Source organism: Novosphingobium cyanobacteriorum (assembly GCF_029436685.1).
In the GTDB taxonomy this organism is placed as follows: Bacteria; Pseudomonadota; Alphaproteobacteria; order Sphingomonadales; family Sphingomonadaceae; genus Novosphingobium; species Novosphingobium cyanobacteriorum.
This window is the reverse complement of the sequence record NZ_JAROCY010000012.1, coordinates 122,555-143,948: the sequence shown is the minus strand read 5'-3', so window position 1 is coordinate 143,948 and position 21,394 is coordinate 122,555. Positions and strand designations below refer to the sequence as shown.

The 21,394-nt window shown below is 67.1% G+C and carries 23 protein-coding genes; 1 reads left to right on the top strand and 22 read right to left on the bottom strand.

The features are described 5' to 3' along the window. Positions 1-4 precede the first annotated feature (4 nt). The 4 genes from cheB to POM99_RS13880 are packed head-to-tail and all read right to left on the bottom strand — an operon-like array spanning position 5 to position 4,321. Positions 5-1,027, bottom strand: a complete 1,023-nt coding sequence (cheB, locus tag POM99_RS13895) for a chemotaxis-specific protein-glutamate methyltransferase CheB (RefSeq protein ID WP_277278834.1) — start codon at positions 1,025-1,027, stop codon at positions 5-7. After that, a complete protein-coding gene (locus tag POM99_RS13890) occupies positions 1,024-1,893 on the bottom strand; it encodes a CheR family methyltransferase (protein WP_277278832.1) in 870 nt (289 codons plus the stop codon). Before POM99_RS13890 ends, cheB begins: the two co-directional genes overlap by 4 nt. Then, positions 1,890-4,064, bottom strand: a complete 2,175-nt coding sequence (locus POM99_RS13885; protein ID WP_277278830.1) for a chemotaxis protein CheA — start codon at positions 4,062-4,064, stop codon at positions 1,890-1,892. Before POM99_RS13885 ends, POM99_RS13890 begins: the two co-directional genes overlap by 4 nt. After that, entirely contained in the window at positions 4,061-4,321 is a 261-nt protein-coding gene (locus tag POM99_RS13880; RefSeq protein ID WP_277278828.1) for an STAS domain-containing protein, read from the bottom strand. Before POM99_RS13880 ends, POM99_RS13885 begins: the two co-directional genes overlap by 4 nt. A gap of 222 nt (positions 4,322-4,543) precedes the next feature. Between POM99_RS13880 and POM99_RS13875 the strand changes: the two genes are divergently transcribed. Further along, entirely contained in the window at positions 4,544-5,569 is a 1,026-nt protein-coding gene (locus POM99_RS13875) for a chemotaxis protein CheB (RefSeq protein ID WP_277278826.1), read from the top strand. 207 nt (positions 5,570-5,776) lie between these two features. On the opposite strand, the gene POM99_RS13870 is transcribed toward POM99_RS13875, so the two are convergent. From POM99_RS13870 to POM99_RS13785, 18 genes are all read right to left on the bottom strand, one after another. Next, positions 5,777-6,160 carry a flagellar export chaperone FliS gene (locus POM99_RS13870; protein ID WP_277278824.1) on the bottom strand — a complete coding sequence of 128 codons (384 nt, stop codon included), beginning with the start codon at positions 6,158-6,160 and terminating at the stop codon, positions 5,777-5,779. Between the two features lies 1 nt (position 6,161). After that, positions 6,162-7,622, bottom strand: coding sequence for a flagellar filament capping protein FliD (gene fliD / locus POM99_RS13865; RefSeq protein WP_277278822.1), 1,461 nt, complete (start codon positions 7,620-7,622; stop codon positions 6,162-6,164). 30 nt (positions 7,623-7,652) lie between these two features. Then, positions 7,653-8,795: an EscU/YscU/HrcU family type III secretion system export apparatus switch protein gene (locus POM99_RS13860; RefSeq protein ID WP_277278820.1), complete on the bottom strand. Its 1,143-nt coding sequence runs from the start codon at positions 8,793-8,795 to the stop codon at positions 7,653-7,655. 3 nt (positions 8,796-8,798) lie between these two features. Beyond that, the gene (fliR, locus tag POM99_RS13855) at positions 8,799-9,581 is read right to left on the bottom strand and encodes a flagellar biosynthetic protein FliR (protein WP_277278818.1); all 783 of its coding nucleotides are present in this window, start codon (positions 9,579-9,581) and stop codon (positions 8,799-8,801) included. Between the two features lie 3 nt (positions 9,582-9,584). Continuing rightward, entirely contained in the window at positions 9,585-9,857 is a 273-nt protein-coding gene (locus tag POM99_RS13850) for a flagellar biosynthetic protein FliQ (protein ID WP_277278816.1), read from the bottom strand. Positions 9,858-9,859: 2 nt separating this feature from the next. Further along, the gene (gene fliP / locus POM99_RS13845) at positions 9,860-10,606 is read right to left on the bottom strand and encodes a flagellar type III secretion system pore protein FliP (RefSeq protein ID WP_277278863.1); all 747 of its coding nucleotides are present in this window, start codon (positions 10,604-10,606) and stop codon (positions 9,860-9,862) included. Between the two features lie 98 nt (positions 10,607-10,704). Then, positions 10,705-10,989 (bottom strand): flagellar biosynthetic protein FliO, encoded by a 285-nt coding sequence (locus POM99_RS13840; protein ID WP_277278814.1) that lies wholly within the window; start codon positions 10,987-10,989, stop codon positions 10,705-10,707. Further along, entirely contained in the window at positions 10,989-11,270 is a 282-nt protein-coding gene (gene fliN / locus POM99_RS13835; RefSeq protein WP_277278812.1) for a flagellar motor switch protein FliN, read from the bottom strand. Before fliN ends, POM99_RS13840 begins: the two co-directional genes overlap by 1 nt. 15 nt (positions 11,271-11,285) lie before the next feature. After that, entirely contained in the window at positions 11,286-12,170 is an 885-nt protein-coding gene (locus POM99_RS13830; RefSeq protein WP_277278810.1) for a flagellar motor switch protein FliM, read from the bottom strand. A gap of 20 nt (positions 12,171-12,190) precedes the next feature. After that, entirely contained in the window at positions 12,191-12,790 is a 600-nt protein-coding gene (locus tag POM99_RS13825; RefSeq protein WP_277278808.1) for a flagellar basal body-associated FliL family protein, read from the bottom strand. A gap of 32 nt (positions 12,791-12,822) precedes the next feature. After that, positions 12,823-14,490, bottom strand: coding sequence for a hypothetical protein (locus POM99_RS13820; RefSeq protein WP_277278806.1), 1,668 nt, complete (start codon positions 14,488-14,490; stop codon positions 12,823-12,825). Between the two features lie 38 nt (positions 14,491-14,528). After that, positions 14,529-14,954 (bottom strand): hypothetical protein, encoded by a 426-nt coding sequence (locus tag POM99_RS13815; RefSeq protein ID WP_277278804.1) that lies wholly within the window; start codon positions 14,952-14,954, stop codon positions 14,529-14,531. Beyond that, positions 14,951-16,276, bottom strand: coding sequence for a FliI/YscN family ATPase (locus POM99_RS13810; protein WP_277278802.1), 1,326 nt, complete (start codon positions 16,274-16,276; stop codon positions 14,951-14,953). Before POM99_RS13810 ends, POM99_RS13815 begins: the two co-directional genes overlap by 4 nt. After that, positions 16,270-16,887 (bottom strand): FliH/SctL family protein, encoded by a 618-nt coding sequence (locus POM99_RS13805; protein WP_277278800.1) that lies wholly within the window; start codon positions 16,885-16,887, stop codon positions 16,270-16,272. The genes POM99_RS13810 and POM99_RS13805 overlap by 7 nt, the downstream gene beginning before the upstream one ends. Beyond that, positions 16,880-17,890: a flagellar motor switch protein FliG gene (gene fliG / locus POM99_RS13800; protein ID WP_277278798.1), complete on the bottom strand. Its 1,011-nt coding sequence runs from the start codon at positions 17,888-17,890 to the stop codon at positions 16,880-16,882. Before fliG ends, POM99_RS13805 begins: the two co-directional genes overlap by 8 nt. Beyond that, a complete protein-coding gene (fliF, locus tag POM99_RS13795; protein WP_277278796.1) occupies positions 17,887-19,659 on the bottom strand; it encodes a flagellar basal-body MS-ring/collar protein FliF in 1,773 nt (590 codons plus the stop codon). The genes fliG and fliF overlap by 4 nt, the downstream gene beginning before the upstream one ends. 5 nt (positions 19,660-19,664) lie before the next feature. Continuing rightward, complete coding sequence (gene fliE / locus POM99_RS13790) at positions 19,665-20,030, bottom strand: flagellar hook-basal body complex protein FliE (RefSeq protein WP_277278794.1); 366 nt, start codon at positions 20,028-20,030, stop codon at positions 19,665-19,667. Further along, positions 20,027-21,304, bottom strand: coding sequence for a sigma-54 interaction domain-containing protein (locus tag POM99_RS13785; protein ID WP_438823015.1), 1,278 nt, complete (start codon positions 21,302-21,304; stop codon positions 20,027-20,029). The genes fliE and POM99_RS13785 overlap by 4 nt, the downstream gene beginning before the upstream one ends. Positions 21,305-21,394: the final 90 nt, after the last annotated feature.

Sequence of the window (21,394 nt, the reverse complement as noted above, 5' to 3'; positions counted from 1 at the left end):
CGTGTCAGGCCGCCTTGCTGAACGCGTGGCGCGCAATGTGGTCGATCGGCGCAACCACGCCTGCCGCGCCCAGCGAAATGGCGGCGCGCGGCATGCCGAAGACGGTGCAGGTCGCCTCGTCCTGGCAGATCGTGTGCGCCCCGCGCTGCGCCATGGCCAGCAGGCCCTGCGCGCCATCTGCGCCCATGCCGGTCAGCAGGATGCCCACGGCATGTGCGCCCACCGTTTCGGCCACGGAATGGAACAGCATGTCCACGCTGGGCAGGTGGCCGGAAACCGGCTCCCCACGGCGCAGCCGCGCGTGATAGCTCATCGATCCGCCCACCGTCAGGTGGCGGTCGTCGCCCGGCGCGATATAGACGTGCCCGGCCTTCAGCGGCAGGTCCGGCTCGGCCAGCAGGATCCGTGGCGGGCAATGCTGGTCCAGCGTCTTGGCCACGGCCCCGGCAAAGCGCGGCGAAATGTGCTGCACCACCAGCGTCGGCGGGCAATCCACCGGAAAGCCGCCCAGCAGCACCTGCAGCGCTTCCACGCCGCCGGTGGACGATCCGATGGCGATCAGCCGCGGCCGTTCCGAAAGTGAACTGCGCGCCTCGGTCGCCACGCGCTGGGTCGAAGGGGCGCGGGTCGGGAACTGCACCTTCGCCGCTTCACGGATCAGGCCGGCCAGCCGGCCCATGTCTTCCATCGGCAGGCCGCCCGAACTTTCGTTCTTGGCATAGCAGTCCACCGCACCCAGCGCGAGCGCGCGGGCCGTAGTGTCGGTGCCCTTCTGCGTCGATCCGGAAACGATGATCACCGGCGTGGGGCGCAGCTGCATGATCTTCTCAAGGAAATCGAGACCGTTCATGCCCGGCATTTCCACGTCGAGCGTGATCACGTCGGGGTCCAGCTCGCGAATCATCTGGCGGCCTTCCGCGGCATTGGCGGCGGCGCCGACCACGGTAATGTCGCCTTCACGCTCCAGCCGGGTCTTGAGGATGGCGCGCATCGTGGGCGAATCTTCGACTACGACAACACGGATCATGCGGCCCTCCTGCGGTATACTGTTGGCCCGGTGGGGGCGAGTTCATCGAGCGCCGGGCCGGTAACCCGTTCGCTGTGGCCGACATAAAGCGTGCCTTCCGGCGCCAGCATCTGCGCAAACCGCGCAACCAGCCGCTCCTTGGTCGGATTGTCGAAATAGATCATAACGTTGCGGCAGAAGATCACATCGAACCGGCCCTGCATGGGCCATTCGCCCAGCAGGTTCAGCTGCCTGAACCGCACCATCTGCTGCACGTCATGTGCGATCACCGCATCGCCGCCCTGCGCCTGGGTCCACGCGCGGCGCAGCGGTTCGGGCACGGCCTTGAGATCTTCCTCGCGATATCGGGCGGCTTCGGCCTTGGCCAGCGCGTGCGTGGCGATGTCGCTGGCCAGAATGCGGATGTCGCGCCGGGCGATCGCCGATCCTTCGGCCGTGTTCGGGCCCAGCAGGGTCATGGCAAGCGACCAGGTCTCCTCGCCCGATGAACATCCGGCCGACCACATGCGCACCTTGCCGCCGCGGTTCAGCCGCTCGATCAGGCCGGGGCGCACCTCGTCGCGAAAGTGATCGAAGTGGTGCGATTCGCGATAGAAGAAGGTGTGGTTGGTGGTCAGCGCGCAGATCGCCTTCTTGCGCTCGGCGGCATCCTCGCGAATGCGCAGGACATAGGATCCGAACGTGGTGCAGCCGGAATTGCGCACCAGCGGCGAAAGGCGCGAATAGACCAGCATCGCCTTGCCCTGGGGCAGCACGATGCCTGCTTCCTTGTGCGCGATCTCGCTGATCGCGCGGAAATCGTCCGCGCTGTACACACCGGGGCTGACCCCCGGCATGCTTTCGGCAAAGGCTTCCTGCACGCTCACGCTGCTTCTGCCAGCGACATGCCGGAAAGGCTGCGTGAAACCAGCCCGTCCACGTCGACGATCAGCGCCACGCGCCCGTCGCCCAGGATGGTCGCGCCGGCCACGCCTTCAACCGATCGGTAATGCGTGTCGAGGCTCTTGATCACCACCTGGCGCTGGTCGCAGATGGCATCGACCAGCAGCGCGGCACGGCCGGCTCCTTCGGTCTCGACCACGATCAGCACGCCGTCCTGCGCCTTTTCCACCGCGCCCAGTGCGCCCACGGCCTCGTGCAGCGGCACCACCGGGATGAAGCGGCCACGGACGTTGATCATCGCGCGGCGTGATCCCAGGCCCTGCACTTCGTTGGGGGCAGGACGCAGGCTTTCCACCACGTTGGCCAGCGGCACCACCAGCGTCTGGTCGCCCACGTTCACCACCATGCCGTCGCTGATCGCCAGCGTCAGCGGCAGGGTAAGGGTAAAGGTCGTGCCCGAACCGGGTTCCGATTCGATGGTGATGCGGCCGCCCAGGTCCTTCACGTTCTGGCGCACCACGTCCATGCCAACGCCGCGGCCGGAAATGTTGGAGATCTGCTGCGCGGTCGAGAAACCGGGCGCAAAGATCAGCAGGTCGATCTCTTCCTTGGAAAGCTGCGCGTCCGGGGCGACAAGGCCCTTTTCGATCGCCTTCTGCAGCACGCGTTCGCGGTTGATGCCACGGCCGTCGTCGGCAATGCGGATCAGGATCCGTCCAGACCGGTGCTCGGCGGAAAGCGTCAGCGTGCCTTCGGCGGATTTGCCGGCGGCAAGGCGCTCTTCTGCCGATTCGATGCCGTGGTCCACGGCATTGCGGATCAGGTGGGTCAACGGTTCGCCCAGGCGTTCGATCACCGTCTTGTCCAGCTCGGTGCTTTCGCCCGAAACGTCCAGCCGCACGTGCTTGCCGGTGCTGGCGGTCAGTTCGCGCAGGATTCGCGGAACGCGGCTGAACACCGATCCGATCGGCTGGGCGCGGATGGCCATCGCCGATTCCTGGATGTCGCGGGTCAGGCCTTCCAGCATGGCCAGCTCTTCGGTCACGGCCAGGCCGTCACCGGCAAGCCGCTGTGCCATCATCGCCTGCGCGATCACCAGTTCGCCCACCGCGTCGATCAGCTTGTCCAACTTGCCCAGTTCGATACGGATCGATTGGCCCGGCACCGGCGGCGCAGGCGGGGCCGGTGGCGCGGCGCCACCCGACGGTGCAGGTGCTGCCTCGGTCGGCGCAGGCGCGCTCGTGCTCGTGCTGGCGATGGGCGCAGCCGCAGGGGCCGCAGGCGCACTCGCCGGGGTGGCGGGCGCTGGCAGCCGCACATCGGCCATCGGCGCATCTTCGCCGAATGAAAGGCCGCAATCGTCGCCCACGAAGTCGAAGACATCGCGCACTGATGCTTCGCTGACATCGTCGGGGAACACAAAGGTCCAGCCAAGGTAGCCGGTGACAGGGTCAAGCGTGTCGAGCGGAGGCACCTGGCCCACATCGCATTCCACGCAGCGGCCGCCCAGTTCCAGCACTTCGCGCAGCATCAGCAGCGGCTCGCTGCCGTTGCGCATCGCGCCGGTATGGGGGCGGACCTTCAGCACCCAGCCCTTGGAAACGGGCTTGTCATCGTCGGATGCCGCATCACCGCCGGTCAGTTCGCCGGCGATCGAATCCATCATCGAATCGAAGTCGATGCCGAAATCGTCGTCATCGCTGGCTGATGATGTCGCCGTCGGTTGTGGTTCCGGCGCTGCGGCGGCTGCGGGCGCTGCGGCAGGCGCGGCGCCTGCGTTGGCGGCCATCGCGGCGGTCAGTTCGGCCTGCAGCGCGGCGTCGTCGGGCGTTTCACCCAGTCCGCGCGCGGCGGCCACATGGTCGCTCAGTGTATCCAGCGCGCGCAGCAGCAGGTCCACCAGCGGCTCGGTGATCGCCACGGTCTCGTCGCGAACGTCGGACAGCAGCGTTTCGAAGGTGTGGGTAAAGGCCTGCAGCGCCACGTATCCAAACGCACCCGCGCCACCCTTGATCGAATGGACGCCGCGGAACACGGCGTTGACGGTATCGGCGTCATGGGTCCCGGCCTTGCACGCGGCAAGACCGGCCTCGGCTGCTGCCAGCGATTCTTCGCACTCGGCAAAGAAGATGGCCTGGATTTCTTCGGCGTTCATGCCGCCACCTCGTCAAACAGCTCTGCGTCGAGCCCGAACTGGCGGGCGGTGTCTCGCAGCACGGGGGAAGCCTGGATGTTCGCGCCGTCGCCGGTGCGCCGTGCGCTGACCAGCAGCTGCAGCATGACCTGGCCGATCTGGGTGCATTCCCGGGCGTCGATGTGCAGCACGCCAGAGCCCAGCGCGGCAACCATCTCTGGCAACAGCGCTTCGGCAGCGGCGCGGTCGCACCGGGATGGCAGGGTGATCGTCGGCATCGTGCAGGAATCCCTTTCGCACAATCAATCGCTCGCCGCGGCGGAGAGGCCTGCCGCAACTTCTGCTGGTTAGCCGTGAAGGGACAAAGGTCGGCTTGCTTGGACCTTAGGGTGAGATACTTATCCCGCCGCACAGGAATTGCTTGGCGTCGAAGGGTTAATCCCAGCCCAAGAAGTGCCGTCCTTATGGCACTCTGGATTTTACGAAGGGCAACCCTTTTCATGCACGATGCACGCGTTCTGGTGGTCGATGATTCAGCGGCGATGCGCGCGCTGTTCTCGGACATCCTCGAGCAGGCCAAGAACGTCCGCGTCGTCGGCACCGCCACCAACGCCGCCGACGCGCGTGACCAGATCGAGGCGCTGCGGCCCAACGTGATCACGCTCGACGTCGAAATGCCGGGCATGAGCGGGATCGAGTTCCTGGAAGAAATCATGGAAACCAACCCCTTGCCGGTGGTCATGCTCTCCTCGTTGACCCAGGCGGGCACCGAAACCTCGCTCAAGGCGTTCGAGCTCGGCGCGGTGGAATGCTTTCCCAAGCCGCTGAAGGCGACTCCCGAACAGTTCAGCAAGTCGGTCGGCAAGCTCGGCAAGATCGTGCTGGCGGCGGCCAATTCCAACGTGAAGGACCGCAAGCATGTGCGCGAGCACAAGGTCAGCGAAGTCGCCTTCGAATGGAACGGCCGCATTGCCGCATTCTCGGCCTCGATGGGCGGAATCGATGCGCTGACCACGATTCTCTCCGGCTTCCCGGCGAATTGCCCGCCCACCGTGGTCTGCCTGCAGACTGAGCCGATGCTGGCTGAAACCTTCATCACGCACCTTGGCAAGCTGCTGAAATGCAATGTGAAAGCAGCAGCCGACGGTGCGCCGCTGGTGCAGGGGACGATCCACATCGCCGCCGATCCGGAACGCCACGTGGTGGTTGAACCGGGCCAGCCGCCCAAGATCCGCCTGATGGCGCGCGAACCGGTGGACGGAGCGCGTCCTTCGGCCAACCTGCTGTTCGGCTCGATCGCCCGCGGCCAGGTGCCGGCCGCCGGCGCGATCCTGACCGGGATGGGTGCTGATGGGGCCAAGGGCCTGAAATTGCTGAAGGATACTGGCTGTGACACGCTGGTGCAGGATCGCAAGACCGCGCTGGTGAGCGAAGCGCCCGAAGCCGCGATCGCGCTCGATGCCGCCTCGCGCGAAGTGCCGCTGTCCGATCTCGCCGCGATGCTGGGGTGCTGCGCCATCGGTTGAGGCGCCCCAAGCCACGAACTTAGGCCTGGCCCGCCCCCGGGCAGGCCTCAGCCCGGAGCCGCACGCCCCCCCGCGGCTCCGGGTTTTTCATTGCCTGCGGCGGATATGGAAAAGGCCGGCGAAGCAGTGCGCTTTGCCGGCCTTTCTGTCGCTCTCAACAGGGGGTCAGTCGATCTCAACCCCCTCTCAGTCGTTTTCAACCCATGGTCAATTCGGCAGCCCGCCGCCGATCATGGCTTGGCGTATCTCGATGAAATCCTTGCGGATTTCGTCCAGCTTGGGCGCATCGAAGCGCAAAACGCTGTCCAGCGCCGCAGTGCGCGCCGAACTGTAGAGCTGGAGCAGGGCAGGGCCGGTCGGATGATCGGGGTTCACGCCCAGCTGCAGCGCGGTGAGCGCGGCGACCGCCCGGGTCAGCGCCGCGCTCTTGGCGGCGTTGTCCTCTTTCGCGTCGGCATAGATCGCGCGGCCCAGCGAACCGGCCACCTGTTCAAGGCAGAGATCGACCAGCTGGCGCGAATCCGCGCCTTTCACGCGGGCGTCGAAATCGACACGGCGGTAGGCTTCACCCGGATCGCGGCGGAGCAGCATATCAGTTACCCTTCGCGTTCCAGGCGTCGATCTGGTTCTGCAGGAACGACAGCGTCGACTTTGAATCCGACACCCGTCCATCCAGCTTGGCAAAGCGGCTTACCAACTGATTTCGCAGGGTTTCCTGCTTGTCAGCAATGGTCGTCAGCTGCTTCTTGATCGCGGTCTGCTGCGCCGTCATCGAAAGGATCGAGCCGCCAAGCGCGTTGGCGTTGCTGACCGAGGTGACCGCGCGGTTGATCTTGTCGAACGTGGCGTAGACGCCATAGATGCCGGTGGTGAACATCGCCGCCGTGGCGGCGGGGCTGTCTGCCAGCGTCTTCTTCAGCTTGTCGGCATCGATGGCGAAGGTGCCGTCGCGATTGGTCTTGAGCCCCAGGTCCGCCAGCGTGCGCGGTTCACCGGGGGCGGCGTTGGGCATCACCACGGTGCTGGTCAACGTGGCCAGCGCCGTGCGCAGCGCGCGGGCGCCAGGGTTGTTGTTGAGCGGGCCGGACTGCGGCGCGGTGTCGGTATTCAGCTCGGCCACGACAGTGTTCAGCGCGCTGGTCAGGTCGTCCATCGCGGTGGTGATGGCGGCGTCCGGCTTGTTGAAGCTGATCGTGGTCGGGTTGCCGACATTGGTGCCGGTCAGGTTGAGCGTGACGCCCGGCGCGGCATCCTTGATCGTGTTCGAGGTGGAGGTGCGCTCCACCCCGTCCAGCGTGAAGGCGGCATCGCTGGCCGATGCCTTCAACCGGGTGGTGTTGGCCGGTGTCCAGGCAAGCTGGGCAAGGCCGGGATCACCGGGGTCCGAGGCATCGGGCGTGGTTTCGATCTGGAAGGCGTTGGCCGCGCCATCGGCGCCCTTGAACACCAGCTGCGGCCCGGCGGTGCCGGTGGCGACATAGGCGGTGACGCCCGAGCCCTTGGCATTGATGGCGTTGGCCACATCGGCCAGCGTTGCGCCCGCGGCGACGGTGACATCGACCTGCGCGCGGCTGGCATCGGGGTTGAACGTTCCGCTGGCGATCGTGCCGAAGCGGATGGTCAGCGTGCCCGAGCCGACCGGGGTAGTGGCCGAGGCGAGGGCGGGGGAGACGATGGTCTGGCCCTTGGCGATGGCCGAGACTTCCAGCGTCATCGTGCCCTTGCCGCTGAGCGTGCCCTTGCTGACCGTGGCGACCGAGCTGTTGGCGATGACCGGCGTGGCGGCGAGATCGCCCGCGCGGACGCGATCGCCCAGCGAGGTGGCGATCGAGTTCATCATGCCCTTCAGCGTCGAAGCCGCCGAAATCTGCGTTGTCAGCTTGTCATTCTTGGCGTTGAGCTGATCGATCCGCGCCGCGAACTGCGCGGTGGCGAGCTGTTCCGCCAGCCCGGCCATGTTGATGCCGCTGCCAGCACCGAGTGTCGAAATGATGCTCGACGTGACCGAACTGGTCGACGTGGCGGAAGTCGAACTGGTGGGGGAGCTTGCCATGACCTGTAGAACGACCCTTGCTGAAGCAAATTAAGACTTTTGAAGGCGTTCGGGACGCCCTTCGGTGTCGAAGCGCAGCTCGATCGGAACCTCGATGCGCGGGGTGGGCGGCGTCTCGCCACGCTTCAGCGAAAGGACAAACGCGAGCACGGCCGCAACCGGCGCGTAAAGCTCTTCACGGATCACCTGGTTTTCACGCGTGGTGTAGTAGACCGAGCGCGCCAGGGCCGGGAATTCCAGCGTCGGCACCTTCAGTTCCGCGGCCAGTTCCCGCATTGCCAGTGCCTTGTCTCCGCGGCCCTTGGCCAGCACGATCGGGGCCGAGGCCTTTTCCGGATCATAGGCCATGGCCACCGAGAAGTGGGTCGGGTTGGTGACCACGAACTGCGCCTCACGCATGGCCTTCTGCATCCCGCCCATGGCGATCTGGCGCTGGCGGTTGCGGATCATGCCCTTGCGTTCTGGGCTGCCTTCGGCCTCTTTCTGTTCATCCTTGATTTCCTGCAGCGACATTTGCAGGCGCAGGTAACGGCGCACCCACTGGATCGGGAAATCGACCAGCGCGATGATGGTGAGACCGGCGCCCAACGCGAAAAGCAGCGAAATGAGCGCATCCCAGCCATAGGTAAGCTGGCTGTGCAGGTTGCCCGCGCCGATGCCGACGAGCCCGGTAACGCGGCCCTTGATCCACACCCACGCGATCAGCCCGAGCAGCGCCAGCTTGGCCAGCCCCTTGGCCAGCTCGATCCAGCCCTGCGGGCCGAACATGCGCTTGAGCCCCGAGGCGGGATTGATGCGGTGGGCCTTGGGCGCAAGGTTTGACGGCAGCCAGCGACCATCGCTGAAACCCAGCTGCGAGACGACGCCGGTGAACATGATCATGCCGCCCAGCACGAGCACGGGCGGCAGAAGGGCGACCAGCGCCAGCATCATTGCCTGCTGCGGGGCGAAGTGTTCAATCCCGCTGCGGTCAAAGGTCATGCCCGCCCGCGCCACGCCGGCGATCAGGCCAAGCGTCCACGGGCCGGCGAACTTGAGCCAGACCGCGCCGGTGAGCACGCCGACGGCGGTGGCGAGATCCTTGGAGCGCAGGACATCGCCATTCTTGGCGGCGTCCTTCCGGCGCTTTTCGGTTGGAGCGAATGTCTTTTCGCCGCTGGTTTCCTCGGCCATGGGTTACTTCGCCACGATCGTGCCCGCCTGCTCGACGGCGGTGGTGGTGAGGTCGGTCAGCCGGTCGGTGAGCAGCGGGGCCGAGGCGATGAGCGCGGCGAAGCCGGCAAGGACGCCGGCGGGCAGGCCGAGCGAGAACAGGTTGAGGCTGGGAGCGGAGCGCCCGATGATGCCGGTGACGAGCTGGACCATGAGCAGAAGCAGCGTGACCGGCAGGGCGATGACCAGCGCGGTAAGGAACATCTGCGAAGCGAACGAGGTCAGCACTTCGAGCCGTTCGGGCGACATCCACACCGTGCCCGGCGGGAAGGTGCGGTAGCTGTCAACCAGCAGGGCGATCCAGTTGAGATGCGCGCCAAGACCCAGGAACAGCACGGTGAGCAGGACGGAGAAATACTGGCCGAGCGAGGGCGAGTGCGCGCCGCTGACCGGATCGGCGGCGGTGGCGATGGACATGCCCATGCCGCCACCGATGATTTCCGCGGCCATGATCGGTGCGGAGAACGAGAACTGCAGCACGAAGCCCATGGCAAGGCCGATCAGCACTTCATTGGCGATCGAGAGGATGCCCGGCAGCGAGAACAGCGCGGGCGGCGCGGCGACCGGGGTCCAGGCGCAGACCAGCACGGCGATGGCGCCGGTGGACACGACGCGGACCTGCGAAGGCACGGTGGTGGCGCCGAACAGCGGCGCGGCGAACAGCGCGGCGCCGATGCGCGTCATCACGAAAAGCAGGCGCCAGAATTCGGCCTCGAGCGCGCCAAAGCCGAAGTGCATCGCGATCATCGGTCAGCGACCGATCACGGCGATCTGGGCGAAGATTTCCTTCATGAAATCTCCGACGAGGCCCAGCATCGCGCCGCCGAGCAGGACGAGGACCAGCGCGATCACCGCCAGCTTGGGCACGAAGGTGAGCGTCTGTTCGTTGACCGAAGTGGCCGCCTGGATGACGCCGACGACAAGGCCGACGGCGAGGCTGGCGAGCAGGATCGGCGCGGCGACGAGCGCGGTGACCCACAGCATGCGGTCCGCCAGCGCGAGCAGGGAAGCGGTGTCTTCCATGATCAGGTGAAGCTCGACGCCAGGCTGCCCATCAGCAGCGCCCAGCCATCCACCAGCACGAACAGCAGCAGCTTGAACGGCAGGGAGACGATGGTCGGGCTCATCATCATCATGCCCAGGCTCATCAGCACGGACGAGACGACGAGATCGATGACGAGGAAGGGCAGGAACAGCATGAAGCCGATCTGGAACGCGGTCTTCAGTTCGCTGGTGACGAAGGCCGGCAGCAGGATGGAGAACGGCACATCGGCAGTGGTCTGGAACTTGGGCGCCTTGGCCATGTCGGCAAACATCTGCAGATCGTGTTCGCGGGTCTGGCGGATCATGAAGGCGTGGAATTCACGCCCGCCTGCGGCCATCGCCTGTTCGGCGTTGATGGTGCCGGCGGAATAGGGCTGGATCGCGTTGGCGTTCACCCGGTCAAGCGTGGGGGCCATCACGAACAGCGAAAGGAACAGCGACAGGCCGATCAGCACCTGGTTGGGCGGCGACTGCTGCAGGCCCAGCGCCTGGCGCAGGATGGACAGCACCACCAGGATGCGGGTGAAGCTGGTCATCATCAGGATCAGGCTGGGCAGCAGCGTGAGCAGGCCCATGATGAGCAGGAGCTGCAGCGACAGCGAGAGCGAGCCGCCGCTCTGCGCGCCGGAAAGCTGGCCGAAGGCGCGATCAAGCGCGCCGGGAATGGCCGAAGGCGCGGCGGGCGCAGTCGGGGCCGCGACGGCCTGGGCATGGGCGGGCAGCGCCATGGCCAGCGCGCTCAACACCGCGAACAGCACGATGAAGCGCAGCAGGAACGGCAGCGAAGGAACGGCGAAGCGGGGCAGGAAGAAGCGGGGCATGGGGCTCAGTCTTCGCTTTCGATCGCCGCAGGACGGGCCCGGGCGGGCGCTTCGGCAAGGCGGACCAGGCCGGTCTTGGACGCGGAGACGAGGATCTCGCGCCCGTGGAATTCCAGAACGGCAAGGCGCAGCGTGGGCGAAAGCATCTGCGTTTCGATGATCTTCACCGCGCGATCACCCTGCTGGGTGCCGAAGCGGCCTTCCATGCGCTTGGCGAACTTGAGGCTGGCCCAGGCGAGGCCGCCGATCAGCGGCAGCAGGATGACCAGCTTGAGCAGGTACCAGAGCATCAGAGCGACTCGCCCTGGCCGCCGACGGTGCCATCGCTGCCCAGCATCTCGACAATGCGCAGGCCGAAGCGATCACCCTGCGCGACGACTTCGCCGCGCGCGATCAGCTTGCCGTTGACCATCACGTCGAGCAGTTCGTCGGTCAGCCGATCGAGCATCACGACGCTTTCCTCGGTCAGCGAGAGCACGTCCTTCAGCTTCATCTCGGTGCGGCCGAGTTCGACGGTAAGGCGAACGTCGACATCCTTGAGGAGATCGAAGCCGCGGGTCTGGAAGGTCATCAGGATCCTCGTCTTTCAGGAAAGCTGGGTCAGCTGCAGGGCGACGCGATCATCGACCGCGCCGATTGCGCCGTGGGCAAGGGTGCGCGTACCGGCACGAAGCGGCACGTTGCGGGCGATCGGCAGGTTGAGCACCTGGCCGACCTGAAGCGTGGAAATCACCGAAAGCGGCAGCGGCACATCCACCAGCAGGGCGGAAACCTGCAGCGGCAGATCGGCAAAGGGCTGGGCCAGCGGATCGGCCTTGGCGGCGCGGGCGGGAGTGGACGACTGCGGCGTGAGGCCGGTGAGCGTGGGCAGGGCGGCAGACGGAAGGGCCATGCGCATGGTCCATGGCGCGCGGCTGCCTTCGCTGATCTCCATGGTCACCACGCAGAGGCGGGTGCCGGGGGCATAGGGCTGAACCTGCGCCAGCGTGCTGTCACGCCGCAGGGGGCGCACGGCGGGGCGGCCGCCAAGCGCTTCACCCACGCGGACGGCGAGCACGGCTTCGAGGCGCTGCACCATCAGGTCTGCCGAGAGCGGCAGTTCGCGGGGAAGGGGGCGGGGCGGTTCGCCGGGGCCGCCAAAGGCGCGATCAACCAGGCGCAGGATTGCTTCGGCATCGATGCACGAGAGCAGCTTGTCCATGCCGAGGTCGACGCTGTAGACCGACCAGGCGTTGAGCCCCTGGGCGTTGCCGAACTCCTCGATGCCGATGTCGCTGTCGGTGCGGCATTCCACCATCGGCGGTTCGCCACCCAGCAGCGGGGCCAGCGCAGCGCGCAGCGAGCGCGACAGGCGCTCTGCCGCACCGGCCAGCGCGGGCGAAAGCTCCGCCGCGGCGGGCGCCGGGCGCAGCAGCTGCGGGCAATGCTGGGCCAGCGGCCGTTGGGCGATCATCTGGCGTTCGGGCTTCATGGGATCGGTGTTCCGCGCGCTTACTGGACGATGAAGGTCTTGAAGTAGACAGCGTCGACGCCGCCGAACCCTTCGGTATCGGTCAGCACCTTGTTGATCGCAGCGGTCATCCGCTTCTGCAGGCGGTCCTTGCCTTCGCCGGTCTGGACGTCGGCCTCGAGCGTATCGGCCAGCACGGTGAGCACGGCGGAACGGATCGCCAGCTCATGCTTCTTCAGCCACATCATCACGCGGTAATCGCGGCGGGTGGAGCAGGCGATGGAGAGCTGGACGAGCGCGTCGCTGTCCTTGAGGTTCGAGGTGAACTCGTCGGCGAAAGTGAAGTAGAGCGTGCGGTATTCGCTGCCGCCATCGCCTTCCACTTCCTTGCCGCCGCCTTCGCCCTCGCCTTCCTTGGCAGGGGGCGCAAAGGGATCTTCCTCACCCTTCTTGATCAGCTTGGGGCGGTTGTCTTCCTTCTTTTCCTCGTGCTCGCCGCCACCGCCGATCACGCCCGCGGCGACAAGGCCATAGGCGCCGCCGGCACCCGCGCCGAGCAGGGCGACTGCCGCGCCGATCTTCACGACCATGCCGCCGCCCTTCTTCTTGGCCTTGGCTTCCTTGTCCTTCTTGTCGCTCATCGTGGTCCTTCCGGAAATCTGTTCAGGCGGGCTCAGGCGAAGATGCCGCCGTCGGCCGCGTCATCGCGGGCGCGGGGCGAACGGGCCGGGCCGGGGTTGCCATTGGGGTTATGGGCTGGGCCGGACTGGCGGCCGCCATTCTGCGCCGAACCGTCCTGCCGCCCGGTTTCGCCGCCATTGGTGGTGTTACCGGATGTGTTGGCGGAAGCGCTGCGCTGCTGCTGCTGGCTGTCGTTGCGCGGGGCGTCCTGGTTGGTGGCGGTCTGGGTCGCTTCGCGCGCGGCGGCGACGGCAGGGGCGAAGCCGGGGTCGGCGCTTGCCATCGTCACGGACAGGCCATCGTCGCGCTGGTTGAAGCGCAGCGACACCTTGCCGAATTCACCGTGGGTGAGCGAGACGGCAACCGGGCCGGCGGCTTCGTCACGCGCGCGGGCGATGGAATCGACCAGCGTGGCGAAGTCGATGCGTTCGCGGGTGTGCTGGGCCGGGGCCGAGGGGGCCGGGCCGGACGTGGCGGCGGTGGACGAGGTGTCGGCAATCGTGGGCTGGACCGTACCGATCGCCTCGTCACGCGCGGGCGCGGCGGCAAGGGTCTTGGCTTCGGTGGGTGCCTTTGCGGCAGCTGCGCGGAGTTCGCTTGCGCCGGCCTGGCGCTGGGCAGGCGTGGCGGCGAAGCCTTCCGATCCGGCAAGGCGCACTTCGGCGCGACGGGTGGTCAGGGTGGTGGTGTCGGTTACGACCGGCGCAGGCGTTGGCGCTGCGGCGAGAGCTTCATCCGCAGGGGCCGGCGAGGCGATTGCCGGTGCGATGGCGGGCGTCGCTGCAGCCGGAATGGCGGCTGGCGCGGCGGCGGCGGTGACCGGCAGGGCCTGCGCCATGCCCTGGGGCGCGATGCGGGTTGCTGCTGCGGCCACAGAGGTGAGCTGCGTGGACTGCTTCGCTTGAACCCCAGCGATCTGCGGAGCGGGGGCGATGAAAGCCGACAGGGGAGCGGGCGCCGTTTCCGGCTTGAGCAGTGACGCTACGGTCGTCTTGGCCGATGCAGGTGCGGCGGTTGCCGGAGCGAGGTCAGGCTGGGCTTCTGCAGGCGTGGCGATGTTGCGTTCGATCACTGCGTTGAGGACGGCGGCGGGGACAGCGCGCGCCGGAGTGGCGGGAGCCTGCACGGCCGGCTTGGCGACGGCGGCGGCTTCCGGCTTCCCGGTCTTGGCTGCAGGGATCGGCGCAGCTTCGGAGGCGGCAGACTTCGTTGTGGGAGCCTGCACCAGCACGGTCGCGAAGGCTATGGCCTGGACAGCGGTGGCGGGCGCAGCCTGCGGAGCGGCTTCGGCTGCCGCGTCAGGCGTTTCTTCATTCCGCTTTTCCGGTTCGGCGGCCTTGCCCTTTGTCTGCACCGGCGTTGCGGCGATGCGCGCGGTGGTGCGGGCCATGGCGGGCATGGCGGCAATCAGGCGGGTTGCCGCATCCGGCAAATCCTTGCCGGTTTCCGGCAACGCTTCTTCCGCCTTTGCCGGTTGGCCGGCAAGCGCCGTGGCGATCACGGGCAGGACTAGCGTGGCGGCCCGGACCGGCTCCACTCCGGTCTGGGCCGCCAGCATGGCGTCAAACCCCGGAGTTCCGTCGCTTTCCGGGCTGGCCACAGGATTGCCGGCGACTGCAGGAGCAGCGGTGCGGGCAGTCTGTGCGGCAATCTCGATCATGGCGGCGGGGTCTCCAAAGGGTCCTCGCCGTTAACTATTCAAGAGCCGTGCCAAACCTTGCGCGCGCCAAGCGGCAGGGTGTTCGCCGCCTGTTTTCGTTCGATTTCCCTGGCCTGCGCCTGCGCACGTTCTTCTGCCGCAGCGCGGCGGCGTTCGGCAGCGGCGGCTTCTGCTGCGCGTTGGTCTGCATGGATGCGGGCGCGGTCGATATCGCCGGCGGTGGTGCGGCTGATGCTTTCCAGACCGCGCACGAACTTGTGCAACTGCTGCAGCGATGCCGCGTCCTGCGCATCGGCGCGGGCGGAGTAGCCGGCGGCAAGGCTGTCAGTCCGCTGGGCCAGAGCCTGCAACTGCGCCAGCGTGCCTTCGGCGCGGCCGGCCTCGGCAAGCGCGGTGCGCCGTGCGATGTCACGAATGCGTTCAAGCCTTTGCAGGCGGGCGAGACGGGCGCGTTCGGCCTTCATTGCCCGCCCAGCAGCATGGTCAACGCGGCGATGCTGTCATCCAGCGGCACGACCTCACGCTGTGACTGGCCGAGGAACTGGACCAGTGCATCGTGCATGGCGATGGCGCGATCGAGCTGCGGATCGGCCCCGGCGCGATAGGCGCCCATCAGCACGAGATCGCGATTGGCTTCATAGGACGCGATCAGGGCGCGGAACTGGCGGGCAAGCACCTGGTGATCGGGCGCGACGATATCGTTCATCACGCGACTTAGCGAGGCAGCGATGTCAATCGCCGGATATTGCCCGCGCTGGGCCAGATCGCGCGAGAGCACGACGTGGCCATCCAAAATCGAGCGGGCGGTGTCGACCACCGGATCGTCCTGGTTGTCGCCATCGGCGAGCACGGTGTAGAGCCCGGTCACCGAACCGCCGCTTTCGGCGGAATTGCCCGCACGTTCGACCAGCTTGGTGATGGTGGCGAGGGCCGATGGCGGGTATCCGCGCGCCGCGCCGGGTTCACCCAGCAGCAGCGCGATTTCGCGCCCGGCGTGGGCGACGCGGGTGAGGCTGTCCATGATCAGCAGGACCTTGCGCCCCTGCGCGCGGAAATATTCGGCTAGGCTGGTGGCCAGCATCGCGCCGCGAATGCGCAGGTTGGGCGCATGGTCGGCAGGCACCGCGACGACCACGCTTCGGCTGCGCTTCGAACCCGCCATGTGGCGCTCGACGAAGTCCGAGACTTCACGCGCGCGTTCACCGATCAGGCCGACAATGACGATCTCGGCCTCGGCGCCGTGGGCGATCATATCAAGCAGCACCGATTTGCCGACGCCGGACCCTGCCATGATGCCGATGCGCTGGCCCACGCCGAACGTGGTCAGCGCATTGAGCGCGCGCACGCCGACGTCGAAGCTTTCGCGCACGGGGGAACGATCGAGCGCGCCCGCACGGACGCCACCTGCGGGCCATTCGTGTTTCGAAGAGATCGGGCCACCGCCGTCGATCGGCTTGCCTTCGCCGTCCACCGCGCGGCCGAGAAAGGCTTCTCCCACCGGCAACATGCCGGGGCGACCTTCGGGCCGCACGCGCGCACCGGGGCGCAGCAGGACCGGATCGCCGAGCAGCATCATCAGCATGTGGCCATTGCGAAAGCCGATGGCTTCGGCCGCGAGCGAACCGCTGCCATGGGCGATGCGGCACTGGCCACCGATGGGCACCGACAGGCCGCTGACTTCCAGCAACCCGCCATCGCAGGCAGAGACAAGGCCATAGCGCCTGGGCGCAAAATCGAGCCGTGCATCGTCCATCCGATCGAGCAGCGGCAGGGCTGAGTTCAGCATGCGCGCAGGGCTTCCTCGATGGCGGCGCGCCATTGCACGGGGCCGTCTTCCACGCCGCCCTGCGGGCCTTCGACGCGGACGGAGCCGCGCTCGAGCGACGGGTCGGGTTCGCAGTGCCACTCTTCGGGCAGGCGGGCATGGACCAGTGCGAGGTCTTCAGGGTGAAGGCGGATCACGCGTTCGTCTGAGGCACGGGCGAACATGCCCGCGGCAGTGGCAACACGACGGGCGAGCCCTTCGGCATCGATGGCGGCGGGCGCGATCACCGCTTCGCACAGGGCCTTCACCGTTTCACGCAACCGTTCCTCGAACAGGCGTGATGCGTCTTCGTCCATGCGGGCGAGCGTGGTCTCGATCTGGTGGCGGGCAGCATCGGCCTCTGCCATTTCGGCCATCAGTGCGGTGCGTGCATCGTCTGCCCCCTGGGCATAGCCATCGGCAAAGGCGCGGGCTACCGGGTCCTCTTCCTCGTGCATCGGCTCCGGCACGGTGGCGGCGGGCACGATGCCGCGGGTGAAGCGGCTGTCCTGCAGGAAGCCGCGCGTGCCGCCACCGAGTGCGCTGAGCGGCAGGCGAATGGGCGAGAAATCCGAGCGCGGCTGTTCAGACATAGTCGTCATCGCCCGCGCCGAATACGATCACGCCTTCGGCGGCGAGGCGACGGGCAGCGGTGACGATGGCCTTCTGCGCCTCGATCACCTCGGCCATCTTCATGCGGCCACGCTGGGCGATTTCATCGCGCACGCCATCGGCGGCACGGCTGGACATGGCGCGGAAGAAGCATTCGCGGTTTTCCTCGGCCGTACCCTTGAGCGCGGCGATGAGCGTGTCGGAATCGACCTCGCGCAGCAGCGAGCCCATCGACTTGTCGTCGAGCACGAAGAGGTGCTCGAACTTGAACATCTCGTTCTCGATCGCCTTGGCGAGCTGTTTGTCCTGCTTGGCGATTTCCGGCATGACCCGCTTTTCGACCACGCGGGCCGATGCGTTGATGATGTCGGCGGCTTCCTTGGGCCCGCCCATGGTGAGCGCGGCGGTGCCGTGGCATTCCTCGATGCGGCGCGAGAGCATGTCCTCCAGCATGGCGATGGCTTCGCTGGAGACGGGGCCGAGCGAGGCGATGCGGTGCACCACCTGAGGCTGCACTTCATCCGGCAGGGCGTGCAGGATCGCGGCGGCGACCTCTGGATCGAGCTGGACCAGCAGTACGGCGATCGCTTGCGGATGTTCGTTTCGCACCAGCGGCACGAGCACCGACGGTGTCAGCCACCGGGCGAGTTCCAATGAGGAGGTGCGCGCGGCCTGTGGCGCGATGCGCTGCATCAGGCTGTCGGCCTTCACCTCACCCACGGCGCGGGTCATCAGATCGCGCACCTGGCCAACGCGATCATGCGCGATCAGGCCGAGCCGTTCGGTGCGTTCCACGAAGCCGGCGATGGCTTCGGCAATGGCGACCGGGCTGATCTCGCCCAGCGCGCACATCTTTTCACCAAGAAGGCGCAGTTCCGAAGGTTCGAGCTGCGAGAGGATCGTCGCGGCCTGGTCTTCCTCGAGCAGCATGACCATCACCGCCGCGCGTTCGGGGTCGCTGATCGCAAGAGGCATATCGGTCATGCAGTGGGTTCCGCTTCGGGCGTGCTGAGCATCTGTCGCAGGGCAGCGACGGCGTTATCGGGTTTTTCGGCGACGAGGCGCTGGGCCAGTTCGACCTGGCGGCCAAGCTGCTGGGCGTCGATCACCCCGGTTTCAGGGTCCTGCGCGATGCGCAGCTCCTCGCGATCCCGTGGCGGGGGCAGGCGATTGGCCGGCGCGCTTTCGATCGATTCGATCGCGCCGTCCTCGCCTTCGGCGCCTTCGGCTTCGTCCTCGTCGTCGGCCGCGCCCTTCTTGCCCTTCTTCTTTTTCTTCGCGGCCGCTGCGCCCTCGGCCTTGTCACCCTTCAGCGCGCGGATCAGGGGGCGCACACCGAGCAGCAAGGTGAGCAGCACGGCAAGCAGTGCCACGCCATTGCGCACAAGTGTGGCGAACCACGGCGTTTCCCAGAACTTGGGCTGGTCCACGCTGGAAGGCTGGAAGCTGCGAACGGTGACCACCACCTGATCGCCGCGCGCCGGGTCTGCGCCCACGGCGGCGCCGACCAGCTGCTTGATCTGTTCGATCTCCTGCGGCTTGGCCTTGGCCATAGCTTCGGCGCTGAGCGCCACGGCGACGGACAGGCGCTTGATCTTGCCGGGTGCGGCGTTGGTGACGGCCACTTCACGACCCAGTTCATAGGTGCGGGTGGAGGAGCTGTCGGTGTTGGTGGGGGTTGGCACTGCACCGGGAGCGCCCGGGGCACCGGGCGCGGGTGCCGGCTGCGCGCCGGGTGCGCCCTGCTGCACCTGTGTCTGCGGGGGCGGGGTGTTGGACAGCACGCCCGGCACGCCGACCGCACCGGCACCGCCGGCGGTCTGCGAAGCCGATTGCGTCTCGCTGCGCACCACGCCCTGCTTGTCATAGGATTCGCGCGCGCTGGTCAGCTGGTCCATGTCGAGATCGATCTGGATCTCGCTGGAGAAATTGCCTTCGCCGAGCATGGGGGTGAGCAAGGTGGAGACCTGCTGGCGCAGTTTCTCTTCCATGCGACCCTGCAGGTCGAAGCGGTCGTTGTCGCCATTCTGGCCGGCGGAGAGCAGGCGGCCGTGCTGGTCGATCACCTTCACCGCATCGACCGAGAGCCCCGGAACCGATCCGGCGACGAGGTTGACGATGGCCGATACCTGGCTGTCGGACAGCTGTCGCCCGCGGGCGAGCTTGACCATGACCGAGGCAGTCGGCGGCGAACTGTCACGCACGAAGACCGACTTTTCCGGCTGGGCAAGGTGGACGCGCACCGCCTCCACCCCGTCGATCTGCATGACGGTGAGTTCCAGCTCTCGCTCGCGCGCGGCCTGGAGGCGTTCGCCCTCCACCGTGCGGCTGGCGCCCATCGGCAGCTTGTCAATCATCTGCTCGCCGGTTTCTGGCGTGGCGAGCGCGCCGTCGGAGGCGGCAACCATGCGCGCCTTGTAGAGATCGTCCTCGCCCACGGTGATCGCACCGGTGGCGTTGTCGATGGTATACTTGATCGCCGCCTTGTCGAGCGAGGCGGCCACTTCGGCACGCTCGCTGTCGGACAGCTGGGAATAGAGCACGCGCTGCGGGGCAGGGGCCATCGTCAGCCACAGCAGGCCGGTGAGGCCCGCCGCAGCAACGCCGCCGAACCACGGCAGCGACTTGCGCACCGGGGGCTGGGAGAGGAAACGGCCGGTGCGCGTCAGCACGCTGCCGCCCATCGGGTCGGTCAGCGGTGCGAACAGCGAACCTTGTGCAGGCACGTCGCCGGCTGGGACCAGGTCGGCCATTTACGTCAAACCCCCATGCGCATGATGTCCTGATATGCGGACAGCAGCTTGTTGCGGACCTGCAGCGTCGCTTCGAAGGCGACGCCGGATTCCTGGCGGGCGAGCATGACCTTGGCGATGTCGGTCACTTCGCCCTTTTCGTAACCCTCGGTCAGGCTTTCGGCCTTCATCTGGGTCTGGTTCACATTGTCGAGCGCGGACTTGAGCGCATCGGTGAAGTTGCCGGCAGGCGTGGTGGCGACGGGCGCATCGGCGCCCTTGGTGTCCTTGACCTGCTGCAGCAGCTGCGAACGGTCGATGATCTGCTGGCGCATGGCCAGGATCTGCTGGATCCCGGCAGCGCCGCCGCCGATGCCGCCGATGCCGCTCATCGCCGGCCTCCGGCCACCGCGATGCCGGCCTCACGGAACGAGGCGAGGCGATAGCGCAGCGTGCGTTCCGAAATGCCGAGCTGGCGCGCCGCAGCGACACGGCTGCCGCCGCAAGCCTCAAGCGTGGCGAGAATGGCGCGGGCCTCGTGCAGCTGCACGATGTTGGACAGCTTGGCATTGCCGCCGCCCAGGTTCGTTTCGGCAGGCGCGGCGACAGGTTCGCCCGCCGGGCGCACCGCGCGATCGAAGGCGATGTGCTGGGGGCCGATCTCGGTGGAGTCGCCTGCCAGCAGCAGCGCGCGGCGGACCACGTTTTCAAGCTCGCGCACATTGCCGGGCCACGAATGGGTCGACAGCATGGCCAGTGCCGGTTCACCCAGCCACGGCACGGCATGGCCGGCGGGCACATGGCGCAGCATCATGGCGAAGGCGAGCGGGGCGATGTCGTCCGGCCGTTCGCGCAGCGGGCGCAGGGCCAGCGGGAAAACATTGAGGCGATAGTAAAGGTCGGCGCGGAAGCGGCCTTCCTCAACTTCCAGCGGCAGATCGCGGTTGGCGCAGGCGATCACGCGTACGTCCACCTTCACCGGCTGGGTCGCGCCGATCGGGGTGACTTCGCCTTCCTGCAGCGCGCGCAGCAGCTTGGCCTGCAGCGACAGCGGCATCTCGGCGATTTCGTCGAGCAGCAGCGTGCCACCATCGGCCGCACGGAAGAAGCCTTCGCTGGCGGCGTTGGCGCCGGTGAACGAGCCCTTCTGGTGGCCGAACAGCATGGCTTCCAGCATCGTTTCAGGCATCGCGGCGCAATTGATGGCGATGAACGGCTTGTCCTTGCGGGCCGAGCGATCGTGGATGAAGCGGCTGAGCACTTCCTTGCCGGTGCCGGTCGGGCCGTTGATCAGCACGGGGATGTCGCTGGCGGCGATGCGTTCGGACAGCGCCAGGATCGAAAGGCTTTCCGGGTCGGCGGCAACGGGGCTGCCGGCCGGGGCGGCGCAGGCGAGCAGGGCGGCGAGCGTCGCTTCCGACATCGCGTCATTATAGGTGAGCTCGAAGCGGTCACCGTGGCTGCGCACGATGGCGTTAACTGAACCGCGGGCCAGCGAGACGCTGCGGGTGAAGTGTCCGGGGGCGGCAAATTCCTGCCCGTCGCCCACGAAGACCGGATCCTTCGCGCCGAAACTGCCGGTCACGGCCATCGCGCGCTGCGTCAGGGCGGCGTGATTTGCCGCTGCGCTCTCAGAAAAACGCACACCCTGTTTGCCCCGAATCATGAAATCTTGCCCCGTCTTAACCATCCCGTTGGGGGCTTTTTCGCGCGAAAACGTCAAACACCCCGGTAATTTAAGGGGGACAGAGTTACT

Excerpts from the sequence above, each read along its gene's own strand:
- cheB (WP_277278834.1), bottom strand. The coding sequence starts at position 1,027 with ATGATCCGTGTTGTCGTAGTCGAAGATTCGCCCACGATGCGCGCCATC.
- POM99_RS13885 (WP_277278830.1), bottom strand. The coding sequence starts at position 4,064 with ATGAACGCCGAAGAAATCCAGGCCATCTTCTTTGCCGAGTGCGAAGAA.
- POM99_RS13880 (WP_277278828.1), bottom strand. The coding sequence starts at position 4,321 with ATGCCGACGATCACCCTGCCATCCCGGTGCGACCGCGCCGCTGCCGAA.
- POM99_RS13875 (WP_277278826.1), top strand. The coding sequence starts at position 4,544 with ATGCACGATGCACGCGTTCTGGTGGTCGATGATTCAGCGGCGATGCGC.
- POM99_RS13870 (WP_277278824.1), bottom strand. The coding sequence starts at position 6,160 with ATGCTGCTCCGCCGCGATCCGGGTGAAGCCTACCGCCGTGTCGATTTC.
- fliD (WP_277278822.1), bottom strand. The coding sequence starts at position 7,622 with ATGGCAAGCTCCCCCACCAGTTCGACTTCCGCCACGTCGACCAGTTCG.
- POM99_RS13860 (WP_277278820.1), bottom strand. The coding sequence starts at position 8,795 with ATGGCCGAGGAAACCAGCGGCGAAAAGACATTCGCTCCAACCGAAAAG.
- fliR (WP_277278818.1), bottom strand. The coding sequence starts at position 9,581 with ATGATCGCGATGCACTTCGGCTTTGGCGCGCTCGAGGCCGAATTCTGG.
- POM99_RS13850 (WP_277278816.1), bottom strand. The coding sequence starts at position 9,857 with ATGGAAGACACCGCTTCCCTGCTCGCGCTGGCGGACCGCATGCTGTGG.
- fliP (WP_277278863.1), bottom strand. The coding sequence starts at position 10,606 with ATGGCGCTGCCCGCCCATGCCCAGGCCGTCGCGGCCCCGACTGCGCCC.
- POM99_RS13840 (WP_277278814.1), bottom strand. The coding sequence starts at position 10,989 with ATGCTCTGGTACCTGCTCAAGCTGGTCATCCTGCTGCCGCTGATCGGC.
- fliN (WP_277278812.1), bottom strand. The coding sequence starts at position 11,270 with ATGACCTTCCAGACCCGCGGCTTCGATCTCCTCAAGGATGTCGACGTT.
- POM99_RS13830 (WP_277278810.1), bottom strand. The coding sequence starts at position 12,170 with ATGAAGCCCGAACGCCAGATGATCGCCCAACGGCCGCTGGCCCAGCAT.
- POM99_RS13825 (WP_277278808.1), bottom strand. The coding sequence starts at position 12,790 with ATGAGCGACAAGAAGGACAAGGAAGCCAAGGCCAAGAAGAAGGGCGGC.
- POM99_RS13820 (WP_277278806.1), bottom strand. The coding sequence starts at position 14,490 with ATGATCGAGATTGCCGCACAGACTGCCCGCACCGCTGCTCCTGCAGTC.
- POM99_RS13815 (WP_277278804.1), bottom strand. The coding sequence starts at position 14,954 with ATGAAGGCCGAACGCGCCCGTCTCGCCCGCCTGCAAAGGCTTGAACGC.
- POM99_RS13810 (WP_277278802.1), bottom strand. The coding sequence starts at position 16,276 with ATGCTGAACTCAGCCCTGCCGCTGCTCGATCGGATGGACGATGCACGG.
- POM99_RS13805 (WP_277278800.1), bottom strand. The coding sequence starts at position 16,887 with ATGTCTGAACAGCCGCGCTCGGATTTCTCGCCCATTCGCCTGCCGCTC.
- fliG (WP_277278798.1), bottom strand. The coding sequence starts at position 17,890 with ATGACCGATATGCCTCTTGCGATCAGCGACCCCGAACGCGCGGCGGTG.
- fliF (WP_277278796.1), bottom strand. The coding sequence starts at position 19,659 with ATGGCCGACCTGGTCCCAGCCGGCGACGTGCCTGCACAAGGTTCGCTG.
- fliE (WP_277278794.1), bottom strand. The coding sequence starts at position 20,030 with ATGAGCGGCATCGGCGGCATCGGCGGCGGCGCTGCCGGGATCCAGCAG.
- POM99_RS13785 (WP_438823015.1), bottom strand. The coding sequence starts at position 21,304 with ATGATTCGGGGCAAACAGGGTGTGCGTTTTTCTGAGAGCGCAGCGGCA.